Genomic DNA, 12543 nt, shown 5'->3' with positions numbered 1-12543 from the left:
CATAATAAAAATATTTTATCATAATATAAAGTTGTCGAATAGTAAGATTTAATGTCGGAAAGAAGGTTGAAATATTTAAAACTTGAGGGAGGAGAGATTTTGAGAGATACAAGTTATAAAAAGAATTACAAGATGGCTAACAAAGGGAAGGTCTTTGAAGAAGAAATAATAAAATCTAATGAAGGATATAAAAATAGAGGAATAGCTTTAATACAGAAAATTAGTACGCCATGGCAAGTAAAAAGACAAGGAAAGAAAATCGTATCAGCATTTCCAGTGCAAAAATCAACTCTAGATTTTAGGGGAACTGTTAAGCCAGGACTTTCAATAAGTTTTGATTGTAAGGAATCAGAAGATGAAAGAGGATTGCCACTAGCGCATATTCAGGAACATCAAATAGAATACATAAAAAATGCCCTGACAATGGGTGAAATAAGTTTCATACTTTGCTATATGAAGAAGTACGATAAGAGATATTTAATACCAGGAGGCATAGTAATTGATTATTGGGATAGATGGAAAGCTAACAAAGGCAAGAGAGGATTCAATTACATACCAACAGAGAGAATGAGAGAAGTTAAGTCAAGGAATGGAATAGTTCTTGATTATTTGGAGGGTGTTGCTATATGAAAAGAAGATTAAACTATAAAATTTTATAAAATCCGTGAGAGTGAAATAACTATTTCTCTGGAAATAATATACAATTAAAAGAGGAGGAACACAATGAATCAAAAAGAGCAGAGTAAAAAAGAAATGTTGAAGTATCAGATGGTATCATTTATAAGCTGTGTACTGGATTCAGCAGATAATGAGCATAAATTAGATTATATTAATATAGAGATAAACAATCACAATGGTAATCTTCAAATGGATTACACTTTAAGAAATAGGAAAAAAGCATATTAGTCCTACTGTATAAGCAGCGGACACTCTTAAGTCTAATATAGGCTAGGAGTGTCCTTTTTTATTTTAGACATAGAGAATGAGAGGGGAAGAGATTATGAAAAGAAAAAATAAAGATACATACAAAAAAACAGAGTGGATGCTTTACAACTATAAGATGCTTAAAGTTAGTGTTGAAAATTTAAAATCAGAAATTCAGGAGTTAAAAATGGATACTGTAGGAACTGGAGCTATTAGGTACGACAAGGAAAAGTCTTCTCCAACATATAATATAGTTTGTACTACAGAAGAAGAAGCTATATCTAATATTGAAAGGATTAACAGGTTAGAAAATCAGATCATGAAAATTCAGAACAAGATTAATAAGGTAGATAGAGGGTTATCAGCTCTTAATGAAAAGGAAAGGACTATAATTGAATCAAGATATATAACAGGGTTACAGTGGTGGCAAGTTGCAAGTATAGTTAAGTATAATGAGAGGTGGTGCAGAGAAAAAAGAAAAGTAGCTATAGGCAAGCTTTCTCTTGGGCTATTTGGTGATACTTCCGTTTTTGAGCCTTTTAACAGCCACATTTCTTAGGGGGGCCATGGTATTATGTTAGTATAGAGAAATGAAACAATCTCACATCAATTTTGTTTCAGCTATCGAAAAGTATACAATTATTTAAAAAGTAAATATAGTGTTTTAACAAAAAGAAACTTTGAGGTTTCGTATATTTGCTATAAAGAGTCTGCATTAAAATTGTAGGCTCTTTTACTTTTGCTAGTTATAAGATATTAATAAAATCTATAGATAAGTGAAGAAGATATTTCTATATTTTTCCTGAATTAGATTAAACTTTAACTCTATCATATGGGGTTTTACAAAATAAGACTTAAAATTACAAAATATTACTGTTAATATATAGAAAAATGATAAATACAGAAGGAGAGAGAAAATGAAAAGGAATTTTAAGTTTATATTCACTTTAGCAATGATAGTTTCATGTATGATGTTTTATAGTTTTAGTGTTTTTGCAGATACTGTAGAAGACGAGGAAAAGAAACCAGAATTTGAATGGGTAGGAGTAGATAATGGAACACTAAATTATGATTCTTCTAAAGGTGCTTATAATCCAATGGGCGTAGTATATAATAATGAATTATATGTTATTTGGAATGAATCACATAGTTCAGGACCAATTCAAATAAGAGCAAAGAAGTATAATGGAAGTAAATGGGTAGAAGTAGATAATGGTTCTTTGAATTATGATAAGTCTAAAACTGCTTATCACCCAATGGGAGTAGTATATAATAATGAGCTATATGTTACTTGGTATGAAAATACTGGAACTCATGTATGGCAAATAAGAGTGAAAAAATATGATGGAAGTAAATGGGTAGGAGTAGATAATGGAACACTAAACTATGATTTTTCTAAAAATGGTTATGATCCAATGGGAGTTGTATATAATGATGATCTATATGTTACTTGGCATGAATCACATAGTCAAAATAGTGATCAAATAAGAGTGAAAAAATACGATGGAAGTAAATGGGTAGAGGCAGATAATGGTTTTTTGAATTATGATTCTTCAGGATCTGCTCGTAATCCAATAGGAGTAGTATATAATAATGAATTATATGTTATTTGGTATGAACATGGTGAAGATAGTAATCAAATAAGAGTGAAAAAATACGATGGAAGTAAATGGGTAGAGGCAGATAATGGTTCTTTGAATTATAATTCTTCTAAAGGTGCTTCTTATCCAATGGGAGTAGTATATAATAATGAGCTATATGTTACTTGGATGGAACATTGTGAATATAATGGAAAGAATATATTTCAAATAAGAGTGAAAAAATATGATGGAAGTAAATGGGTGGGAGTAGATAATGGAACACTAAACTATGATAAGTCTCAAACTGCCTATTATCCAATGGGAGTAGTATATAATAATGAATTATATGTCATTTGGCATGAAAACAATGGAAGTAGTATATGGCAAATAAGAGCAAAAAAGTATAATGGGAGTAAATGGGTAGGTGTAGATAATGGAACACTAAGCTATGATTCTTCTAAAGAAGATCTTAATAATCCAATGGGAGTAGTATATAATAATGAGTTATATGTTACTTGGCATGAAGAGAGTGAAAGTAATATAAGACAAATAAGAATGAAAAAACTTGTTAACAATAAGGGTACAGGATCAGAAAAGCCAAGCAATAAAGGAGAAAGAGCCTTACTAAGAATTACCATGGAAGAAGGAACAGAAAAAGAATATGACATGACTATGAAAGAAGTTAATGACTTTATTGATTGGTACAATAAAATATCAACTCCATGTTATACAATAGAGAAAGATTACAATGTAGGACCATTTGAAAGTAGAAAAGATTATATAGTTAGAGATAAGATTGTATCTTTTGAGGTAATGGAATATAACAAGTAAATATTAATATGGCTAAAGGGTAGGAATTAAGTTTCCTGCCTTTTATTTATTTTAATAAAAAAATAGGATTAATTTAAATAATTATATTATATACAGTTCCTTTTTACTTCCCTTTTAGTTCCACATTTAATGAAAAAAAGATAGTATAATAGTATTATAGAAAATTAATTTTTAAAGCGTGCGATAATGCTATATAAATTAGTTTAGGTAATATAGGAATTAAAGGTATGGATTATAAAGGGAGTCTACGTAAAAACGTAGGCTTTATTTTATGTATTGTAAATAGGGTCACATTTTAGAAATGAAAATAAGTATGTTTAAAAAGACACTTTCTGATGAAGTGTCTTTTTTTATACATATTTTTAGTATAACAATTTAATTAAAAATAGGATATGGCGCGTTGTGATAATGCCCCCTCTATCCTCCTAGTTATCAATATTATAGGAGGAGTTAAATATGAACAATCAACTGCAAATTATTGATGAAAGAGAAATTTTAGGAAAAGAGTTTAAAATTTATGGCGACTTTGAAAATCCATTATTTTTAGCAAAGGATGTTGCTGAATGGATAGGACATAGAAATACAAGTAAAATGATATCTGATGCTGAATTAGATGACAATGAGGTTGAAAAGAATACTTTGACCACTCTAACTAATAGTTATAGTGCCTTGTTTTTAACAGAAGATGGTCTATATGAAGTATTAATGCAGAGTAGAAAGCCAGTAGCAAAGCAGTTCAAAAAGAAAGTAAGGAAAATACTTAAAAGTATAAGGAAAAATGGAATGTATATAGCACAAACCAAAATTCAAGAAAAGATGTTTAATGCTATGAGAATAGAAATGACTGGTTTAGTAGATGATCTAGTATCTAAAAAAGTTGATGAAATAGAAAATAAATGTTCTGAATATATTAGACCTCTAAGTAAGAAAAAGCTAAATGTATGTCAATATATTAAAAAGAGATTAGGAACTGAAAAGGCAGATGAAGAATATGAGCTTGTAAAGCAAAGAGTGTTAATTAAATTAGGTGGAACAAAGTGGGAAGATATACCTGTCAAAACATTAGAAGATTCACTGAATACAATTGATGAATCTATAAAGATAATAAAGTCAGATAGAACGGTTAATCAATTATCTTTATTTTAAAGTTAAATAGGTAATTTTATAATGACATTTATAGATAATCAAGCAAAGGAGATTACTAAAAAAATAATGGGAATAGTTACTGGAAATTAAATTATGGTATAAAAGGAAAACCATCCCTTTGCGTAGAATTATGGATACAGAAGGGAGAGGGTAGAAATGGAAGATTATATGAAAGTAATAATAGAACCTTTAGGTAGGGTTGGTAATGAGATGAAAGGTAGACTTATTAGCGATTTGGCTTTGGTAGATATATTAATAGAAAAAAAGATAATCACTAAAGAAGAGTATAACAATAAAGTTAATGAATTATCTGCAAAATTAGGTGATAAAATTAATGATTATCTTTTGAATGGAAATGTAGAGGAACTTAATAAAGCAATAAAAGAAAGATAGAGCCGAAACAATGGCTCTTTTTTAATATAAAAAAACAACTTGAAAACGAATTAGGGTTGAGGTGGTGATATGGAAGATATAAGAGCTCCAGCTAATAAAGAAACTATTAGGCAAGCTTATCAAACTGGTAAATACACTTTTAAAAAACTTAGTGAAGAGTTTAAGGTAAGTCAAGGAACTATTAAAAGTTGGGCCAAAAGAGATAAAGACAATGGAGAGCCATGGGTTAAAGGCAACTCTAATAAAGTTGCAACCAAGATAAAAAAGGTTGCAACCAAAAATAAGGTTGAGGAAGTAGAAAATAAAAGTTTGCTTACACAAGAAATAATTATGGATGATATAGATATAGAAAATAATAATCTTACTGAAAAACAACGATTATTTTGTCTTTACTATATAAAAAGCTTTAATGCAACTATGTCAGCTATAAAGGCAGGGTATTCAAAAGAAAGTGCTCATGTCCAAGGATCTAGATTGCTAAGCAATGTTAAGATTAAAGCAGAAATAAGAAAACTCAAAGGAGCCATGGCACAAGAGTTGTTTATTGATGCTATGGATGTAGTTAATAAATATGTAAAAATAGCATTTGCAGACATAACAGACTATGCTGATTTTGGGAATGAAGAAGTAACAAAGGTTGATAAAGAGACAAATAAAGAAAATCGATATATTAAAAACTTCTTTCACCTTAAAGATAGTTCTATGGTAGATGGAACAATAATATCAGAGGTAAGACAAGGAAAAGAAGGAGTATCAATCAAACTATTAGATCAAATGAAAGCACTTGAGAAACTTGAAAAATACTTTGATTTATTCCCAGATAAGTTTAGACGTGAGATTGAAGAACAAAAGCTTAAGTTGAGTAAAGAAAAATTAGAAATAGAAAAATCAATAAAAACTAAAGAGCATGTAGAAACTAAACCGGAAGTATTAAATGATAGTGAATTAGATGATTTGTTGGAAGATGATATAGATGACTAAAGAAGAAAAGAAGCTACTTATCAAATACTTAAAAAAGCATTTCAAGAGAAAATATCCTAACACATGGGATGAAGAGTTAAGAAAATATCTAAAAGATAAACCTTTAACTGGTCGCCATGGAATAAGAAGAAAACTAGGATATATGGATCTTGAATACTTTGGGAAAGCATACGTCCCTCATTACTTTAATAGAAAAACTCCACAATTTCATAGAGAACTAGATGCTATATGGAAAAAGGGAGTTATAAAAGTAAAGGATGGAGTTAAAAGAGCAGTTGCAGCTCCAAGGGGTCATGCAAAGTCAACTAATCTAACTTTTAAAGATACTATTCATTCAGTAGTATATGGATATAAACATTATATTTTAATTATTTCAGATTCATCGGATCAAGCAGATGGATTCTTAGGAAATATTAGAGATGAATTTGAAGATAATAAGCTTATCCAAGAGGACTTTGGAGAATTTAAAGGGCCTGTATGGAAGAATAGGGTCCATCTGTAATAAGCATATATAAAAGCTCAATAGCAGTTGATACGGCTAATGCAAATCCGATAATTCCAAAGATGTCTTTGGAAGGTAGATCATTACCCTTAGGTGATATACTTAATAATTTACTTATAAGAGGGTATAACTTATATAGAGTTATTACTGCTATACCTATTTATTCAATATATATTACATTGATTTTCTAATGAAAATAATATTATAAATTTTTACATTTGTCTACAATTAACAAATAAATTAAGAATTTAAATTAATATAAAAAAAATACACTACTTTGTAAGGGGAGTAGTGTATGTAATAGAAATTGATATTGCTATGAATGATTTTATTTCTATCAAAGCAATAAATGTTGGTTTATATATACAATTGGACACAAAAACTCAAAATCCTCTAAGAAATCACGAAATTTTACAAAAAAGTTAACAAAATATGTAAGATTCAAAATTAAAATAATTATTTTACTACATTAATATAGTATATGTTAATGTTTATAGTTTTTATTTACGTATCTATTTCATTGAAAAAGTGAATGAGCTTGTAGTACATTCTTCTACTTATAACTGCCCTTTGTTTTTCCAAATCTATACTTCTTTTCTTTAGCATCTTTAAGCATTTCTTGAAACTTAGGTCTATCTGTATTCTTACCAGAGAAACCTTCATCTTCATATAATAGAAAATCTTTTATTTCTATATTTTGAGCATGATTTATACACATTTGGACTTGATTTTCAATAGATTAACCTTTGCCAGTAAATTTAGATTTACGAGAATAAATTGCAGCTTTCATAATGAGCTCCTTTCTAATTTATTATATATAAATTATAGCATAACAAGAGAACTATATTTTTACTTAAAAGTATATTCTTATATTATGTTTGGACTTTTACATATAACAAGAAATTGGGTATATTTTACTAAAATATAATAACTTAAACAATTTTGGAATATGTTATGGTAAAATATTCCTAAGTTTGTAAAAATGTAAAATAATCAAGGAGATAACAGATGAAGAAAATAGTTAGACTTAAAGCAATAATCTTAACTTTTTTATTAGTTTTTATCAATTGTAGTAGTATCTTTGCTGATATGAAAAAAGAACAGGATATACAATTTGAGGAATTTCCAAATTTAAATTATGGTAGAAATGAAGCAACTTATTTTCCAAAAATGTTTGTATGTAATAATGAGTTATATGTTACTTGGGATGAATACGTAACTTGGAATGAAGATATTGATATGCCAGTTCATGGAATGAGAATTAAAAAATATGATGGAAGTAATTGGACAAATGTAGACAACGATTCTTTAATTTATAATGATGTTACACGAACACATACAAATCCAATAGTATATAACCATGAATTACATGTGATTTTAGAAGAGTATAGCAATACAAAGAAAATTAACCAAATAAGAATCATGAAATATAATGGAGAAGAGTGGACTGAAATAAATAATACTTCTTTAAATTATGATGCTACTAAGGGTCAAGATTTTAATTTTAAAGTACATAATAATGAATCTTATATTGCATCACCAACATGTGATGAAAATAGCACTGGACAAATGCAAGTGTTAAAATATAATGATGAAAAAAAGTTAATATACTTAGGAGATACTTATTCTTTAAATTATAATGATTCTAAGACTGCGTATGAGCCATATGCAATAGTATACAATAAAGAATTATATTTATTTTGGGAAGAATACGATGAAAATGATATTAGTCAAATAAGAGCAAAAAAATATGATGGAAGTAAATGGATTGATTTAAGTGATAAGTCTTTAAACTATGATATATATACGCATGCTTATGACATAAATTCGGTTATATACAATGATGAATTATATTTTCTTTGGAGTGAAAATAAATCTATAAGATTGAAAAAACTAATTAATAATACTAAAGGAGAAGGTAAAATCAAATATTAATAGGATAGAAACAATTGCATAATGCCATGTACGATATTCTTTGATATCTAAAACTTGCCAGAAGGATTAAGGAGGAAACATATGAAAAAAATATTTAGATTTAAAGCAATAATTTTAACTTTTTTATTAGTTTTTATTAATTTCAGTAATATTTTTGCTGAAATAGAAAAAGAATCTCATATAAAATTTGAGGAATTTCCAATTTTAAACTATGAGAATATTAATAATGGTGTTCTGCAAACAGAGATATATAATAATCAATTATATGTTATGTGGACAGAAAGTGGTAAAGATCAACACTATGAAATAAAAATAAAGAAATATGACGGAACTAAATGGAATGAAGTAGACACTAACCTTTTAAATAATAGTATTACAGTAGGTATGATGGGTATATATTTAGAAGTATATAACAATGAATTATATGTTGTTTGGGATGAATATGATGGAATTGAAGATAGTAAATTAAGAATGAAGAAATATTGTAATGATAGATGGATTGAGGTAGACCCTGCTAGTTTGAATGATTATAATAATATTATATCATGGAATAATGAATTGTATTATATTTGGGAAGAATATGATGAGAATAATGTTATTCAATTAAGAGTAGCTAAGAATAATGGAACTAACTTATTAGAAGTAGATAATGCTTCTTCAGAATTTGTAGAAATAGATAATGGTTCTTTAAACTATGATACTAGTAAAAATGCTGAATTTGATAAAATAGAAGTTTTCAATAATGAATTATATATTATATGGGATGAATATGAAATAAAGGGATGGAAAGATAAAAAAATAAAGAAATATAATGAAGGTAAATGGATTGAAGTAGATACTAGTTTTTCAAAGAATGGTGCTGATAAAAAGGCAATAATGTATAATAATGAGTTGTATCTTATGTGGGCAGAACGTAATAAAAATGAAGGTAGGAAAATAAAAGTAAAGAAATATGATGGAATCAAATGGATTGATGTGGATAAAGGTTTTTTAAATTATGATTCTAGTAAGGATGCTTTTTTTCCAGAACCAATAATATATAAAGGTGATTTATATGTTAGCTGGGTAGAATATGATAAGAACGGAAATCGTCAAATAAGAATGAAGATACTTAATGGAAATAAGTTGGTACAAATAGGTAATGGTTCTTTAAACTACGATAGCAATAAAAGTTCTACATTCAGTAAATACGCAATAATATATAACAATGAATTATATATTATTTGGGATGAGGATGGAGATATAAGATTAAAAAAGTTAATCAACAATACTAAAACAGAAGATAAAACCAAACATTAATAAAACTAATTATAGCTTAAAATTAAATCTAAATAATAAAAGAGCAGATTTTCTGCTCTTTTATTATTATATAATTAAAAAAATTAATCTTCAAATAAATCATCCATTAAATTATTTATTTCATTTTTTCTTTTCTCAGTTTCTTCAACATCAACTCTAATTTCTAAAACATCACCTTCTTTAGCATCTTTAGGAATTAGAATTTTAGGTATTTCAGCTATAGTTTTATTATCAAGTTCAACTACAGTATAATCTCCTTCAAATCTATCAATAACAAATTTTAAATTGAACACCACCTAAATAGGAATAAAATATCAATAAATATAGTAATTTCTTATATCCACTTTACTATTTTATCCATACACTGTCTAGTTTTAGGCCTTGGTTCTTCCTTCCTATATCCAAAGGAAACCATGCAAGATACACTAAATTCATCTTTATTTATTATTCCTTCATCACTTAAAATCTGATCAACCTTTTCTCTATCAAAACCTTCTATTGGGCAAGAATCAATTCCTATCTGTGCTGCTGAGACCATCATATTAGTAAGTGGAATATATGTTTGTTTACAAGCCCAATCAAACATAGCTCTATTGCTTTGAGTAAGTTTAAAATCATTTTCTTGAAAGTCTTTATAGAACTGACTTTTTAATTTAATAACGTCTTCTGGAAGCTGTTGAACTTCTTTCATAAAATTAACTATATATTCAGAGCTATAAATCATATCTTTGTTCTTCCTAGCAAGAATAATAACAAAATGACTACTAGTAGGTAATTGCTTTTGAGCCCCCCAACAAACAGGTTTGATTTTTTCTCTCATATCTGAGTTCTGTAAAACTAGGAACTTCCAAGGTTCAAATCCAAAAGAGCTAGGAGACAATCTAGCTGTTTCAAGTATAAAATCAAAATCTTCATTAGATATCTTTTTATTACTATCAAATTCTTTACAAGCATGTCTGAAATAATTAGCTTCTATAACTTTTTCCTTTATATTGTTCATATAAATAAACACCCCTTTTAAAAAGTATTATGTATAAGAATTTTCTTATTTTAAAATATACCCAACAAGTTTCATTATATTCAGTTACGTATATTAAAATTCATTATAATCAGTGGAAAATAAAAAAGAGCATAAATTATGATATTAAATTATTTTGGTGGATGACATTTCTTACAAGCACCATAACCCTGTGGTTTAGCATCAGAAGTTGCTATAATAGTTCCCATTTTATCAGTTCTATATACGTGAACTCTTACACTACTTAACTTACTCAAAATCTCTTGAGCAGGGTGTCCATATTTATTATCTTTTCCTACTGATATAATGGCATACTTTGGTGATACTGCTTTTAAAAACTGTGGAGTAGTGGAGCTATGGCTGCCATGGTGTTCAACCTTAAGTAAATCAGCTTTTAAGTTATAACCTTTAGATAACATTTCGTTCTCTGAAATATCCTCTACATACCCAGTAAATAAGAAAGAGTTGTTTCCATATGTAACCTTGATAACTACAGAATAGTTGTTTAAGTCCTCATAGTCACTTCCATTAGGAGCAACTATTTCACATTTAGAATTTCCTAAATCAAAAGTTTTTTCTCCGGTAGCTGTTATAACCTTAAGACCTTTGTTTTTAATTGATAGCAATACATCTTTATAAGTTTTAGTTGAAGATGTAGCCTTTGAAAGAATAACATTTTCTATATCAAAAGTATTGATAGCTACATCAACTCCACCTATATAATCTTCATGTGGGTGAGTTCCTACAACATAATCAAGTTTGCTTATTCCTTGAGCTCTTAGGTAAGTAACAACTAAATCTGAATCATCATTATTAGCTGCATCGATAAACATAGACTTTCCACTAGGTTCATGGATTAAAATACTATCTGCTTGGCCAACATGTATAAAATGAACTTTTAGATTACCATTTACAGTTGTATTATTAGATCCTTCTTTAATTGAATTCGCTATTTTTTCTTCAGCCTTATCTATTTTAGCCTGTTCTGTTTTTTGCATTTCTGTTTTAGTTTTTTCTAACTTATCATCAGCGACTTTAGCTTCTGTAGACCCGCAAGCAGTAAATAGCATTAGTAGAAAACATAGTAGTATAGATGATATTTTATTAAGTTTTTTCAATATGATACCTCATTTTAAAAAATAAATATAGATACATTTGAATCTTAATTGTAAAATAGAAGTTAAATTATTTATAAATCAAGTGTTAAGTATTGTGAATGATTTTATTCACCATGATGATTAAACAATAAAATATTGTTTTACACTATAGTCGATTTAAATAGTGTAGACATGTATAAACCTTATTTATTTAGAATTGTTATAAAAAATGTGTAAATTATATAAAAAAAATTTGTTTTATATCTTCTCAAAACCATTAGTCTCCACCAAACTACATAAATAAACAACTAAAATAGTGGCCAACCAAAGCTACTGTTTTTTCTTGCACAAATATACAATAAGTATGTAAAATCCTATATTATGGTAATATATACATGGAAATAAAAGTTATATGAAAAAATGTAAAGTACGTAATTGTAAAATATTATGCAACTAAAGGAGGTTACATTGTGCAGAAGGCAAATGAATACATAACATATACATTCAATGAACTTGCAGAAGTTATGAAAGAGATTGAAGTAATGTTACAATCATATCATAGAATAATATCTTATTATGCTATAGATATTAATGAGGATGTTGAAAAATTTGATGAAAACGAATTTCGAAAAGAAATTACTGATTTTACTTGTAATTGGGATGTCCCAAAGCGATTAGCTAATATTAGAAGTATTTTATCTGAAAGGTTCGATAACACATTAGGCGAAGATGATATGGATGATATTGAAAGAACTATGGAAAATATTAAGTATTGGGCGAAACCAGGAGATAAACCTAACTATCAAGTAAAGATTTAGTTTATTAGATGCAAAATTA

The 12543-nt window shown here is 27.8% G+C and carries 15 protein-coding genes; 11 read left to right on the top strand and 4 right to left on the bottom strand.

The genetic code is table 11. The features are described from left to right. The first annotated feature begins 99 nt into the window (after positions 1 to 99). From P4S50_RS10005 to P4S50_RS09970, 8 genes are all read left to right on the top strand, one after another. Positions 100 to 630 (top strand): Holliday junction resolvase RecU, encoded by a 531-nt coding sequence (locus P4S50_RS10005; protein WP_277730639.1) that lies wholly within the window; start codon positions 100 to 102, stop codon positions 628 to 630. A gap of 93 nt (positions 631 to 723) precedes the next feature. Further along, positions 724 to 906 (top strand): hypothetical protein, encoded by a 183-nt coding sequence (locus tag P4S50_RS10000; RefSeq protein WP_277730638.1) that lies wholly within the window; start codon positions 724 to 726, stop codon positions 904 to 906. 94 nt (positions 907 to 1000) lie between these two features. Then, positions 1001 to 1483, top strand: coding sequence for a hypothetical protein (locus tag P4S50_RS09995; RefSeq protein WP_277730637.1), 483 nt, complete (start codon positions 1001 to 1003; stop codon positions 1481 to 1483). 358 nt (positions 1484 to 1841) lie between these two features. Then, the gene (locus tag P4S50_RS09990) at positions 1842 to 3335 is read left to right on the top strand and encodes an NHL repeat-containing protein (protein WP_277730636.1); all 1494 of its coding nucleotides are present in this window, start codon (positions 1842 to 1844) and stop codon (positions 3333 to 3335) included. A 456-nt stretch (positions 3336 to 3791) separates the two neighbouring features. After that, positions 3792 to 4481, top strand: coding sequence for a BRO-N domain-containing protein (locus P4S50_RS09985; protein WP_277730635.1), 690 nt, complete (start codon positions 3792 to 3794; stop codon positions 4479 to 4481). A 156-nt stretch (positions 4482 to 4637) separates the two neighbouring features. Next, positions 4638 to 4874, top strand: coding sequence for a hypothetical protein (locus tag P4S50_RS09980; RefSeq protein ID WP_277730634.1), 237 nt, complete (start codon positions 4638 to 4640; stop codon positions 4872 to 4874). A 69-nt stretch (positions 4875 to 4943) separates the two neighbouring features. Then, positions 4944 to 5855, top strand: a complete 912-nt coding sequence (locus P4S50_RS09975; RefSeq protein ID WP_277730633.1) for a DUF1804 family protein — start codon at positions 4944 to 4946, stop codon at positions 5853 to 5855. Further along, complete coding sequence (locus P4S50_RS09970; RefSeq protein ID WP_319023181.1) at positions 5848 to 6357, top strand: hypothetical protein; 510 nt, start codon at positions 5848 to 5850, stop codon at positions 6355 to 6357. Before P4S50_RS09975 ends, P4S50_RS09970 begins: the two co-directional genes overlap by 8 nt. A gap of 553 nt (positions 6358 to 6910) precedes the next feature. On the opposite strand, the gene P4S50_RS09965 is transcribed toward P4S50_RS09970, so the two are convergent. Beyond that, on the bottom strand, positions 6911 to 7093 hold the full coding sequence (locus tag P4S50_RS09965) for a recombinase family protein (protein ID WP_331489731.1): 183 nt from the start codon (positions 7091 to 7093) through the stop codon (positions 6911 to 6913). Positions 7094 to 7365: 272 nt separating this feature from the next. Here P4S50_RS09965 and P4S50_RS09960 point away from each other — a divergent pair, with 272 nt between their 5' ends. Both P4S50_RS09960 and P4S50_RS09955 read left to right on the top strand, forming a co-directional pair. Continuing rightward, positions 7366 to 8292 (top strand): hypothetical protein, encoded by a 927-nt coding sequence (locus P4S50_RS09960; protein ID WP_277730632.1) that lies wholly within the window; start codon positions 7366 to 7368, stop codon positions 8290 to 8292. A gap of 81 nt (positions 8293 to 8373) precedes the next feature. Then, positions 8374 to 9591: a hypothetical protein gene (locus P4S50_RS09955; protein ID WP_277730630.1), complete on the top strand. Its 1218-nt coding sequence runs from the start codon at positions 8374 to 8376 to the stop codon at positions 9589 to 9591. An 83-nt stretch (positions 9592 to 9674) separates the two neighbouring features. Here the strand turns inward: P4S50_RS09955 and P4S50_RS09950 are convergent, their stop codons facing one another. The 3 genes from P4S50_RS09950 to P4S50_RS09940 all read right to left on the bottom strand — a co-directional run bounded on the left by P4S50_RS09950 (position 9675) and on the right by P4S50_RS09940 (position 11727). Continuing rightward, on the bottom strand, positions 9675 to 9884 hold the full coding sequence (locus P4S50_RS09950) for a DUF3006 domain-containing protein (RefSeq protein ID WP_277730629.1): 210 nt from the start codon (positions 9882 to 9884) through the stop codon (positions 9675 to 9677). A 41-nt stretch (positions 9885 to 9925) separates the two neighbouring features. Then, complete coding sequence (locus tag P4S50_RS09945; protein ID WP_277730628.1) at positions 9926 to 10591, bottom strand: NAD(P)H-dependent oxidoreductase; 666 nt, start codon at positions 10589 to 10591, stop codon at positions 9926 to 9928. 149 nt (positions 10592 to 10740) lie between these two features. Further along, positions 10741 to 11727: a ComEC/Rec2 family competence protein gene (locus P4S50_RS09940; RefSeq protein WP_277730627.1), complete on the bottom strand. Its 987-nt coding sequence runs from the start codon at positions 11725 to 11727 to the stop codon at positions 10741 to 10743. 449 nt (positions 11728 to 12176) lie between these two features. On the opposite strand from P4S50_RS09940, the gene P4S50_RS09935 reads away from it, so the two are divergent. Continuing rightward, on the top strand, positions 12177 to 12524 hold the full coding sequence (locus tag P4S50_RS09935) for a hypothetical protein (RefSeq protein ID WP_277730626.1): 348 nt from the start codon (positions 12177 to 12179) through the stop codon (positions 12522 to 12524). Positions 12525 to 12543 lie beyond the last annotated feature (19 nt).

Origin of the sequence: Tepidibacter hydrothermalis (genome assembly GCF_029542625.1) — a bacterium.
GTDB classification, from domain to species: Bacteria; Bacillota; Clostridia; order Peptostreptococcales; family Peptostreptococcaceae; genus Tepidibacter_A; species Tepidibacter_A hydrothermalis.
Note: the sequence above shows the minus strand (reverse complement) of the source record. Positions and strands in the feature narration are given on the sequence as shown.

Coding starts and splice junctions, on each gene's coding strand:
- P4S50_RS09955 (WP_277730630.1), top strand. CDS start 8,374: ATGAAAAAAATATTTAGATTTAAAGCAATAATTTTAACTTTTTTATTA.
- P4S50_RS09960 (WP_277730632.1), top strand. CDS start 7,366: ATGAAGAAAATAGTTAGACTTAAAGCAATAATCTTAACTTTTTTATTA.
- P4S50_RS09985 (WP_277730635.1), top strand. CDS start 3,792: ATGAACAATCAACTGCAAATTATTGATGAAAGAGAAATTTTAGGAAAA.
- P4S50_RS09995 (WP_277730637.1), top strand. CDS start 1,001: ATGAAAAGAAAAAATAAAGATACATACAAAAAAACAGAGTGGATGCTT.
- P4S50_RS09980 (WP_277730634.1), top strand. CDS start 4,638: ATGGAAGATTATATGAAAGTAATAATAGAACCTTTAGGTAGGGTTGGT.
- P4S50_RS09990 (WP_277730636.1), top strand. CDS start 1,842: ATGAAAAGGAATTTTAAGTTTATATTCACTTTAGCAATGATAGTTTCA.
- P4S50_RS09975 (WP_277730633.1), top strand. CDS start 4,944: ATGGAAGATATAAGAGCTCCAGCTAATAAAGAAACTATTAGGCAAGCT.
- P4S50_RS09945 (WP_277730628.1), bottom strand. CDS start 10,591: ATGAACAATATAAAGGAAAAAGTTATAGAAGCTAATTATTTCAGACAT.
- P4S50_RS10000 (WP_277730638.1), top strand. CDS start 724: ATGAATCAAAAAGAGCAGAGTAAAAAAGAAATGTTGAAGTATCAGATG.
- P4S50_RS09970 (WP_319023181.1), top strand. CDS start 5,848: ATGACTAAAGAAGAAAAGAAGCTACTTATCAAATACTTAAAAAAGCAT.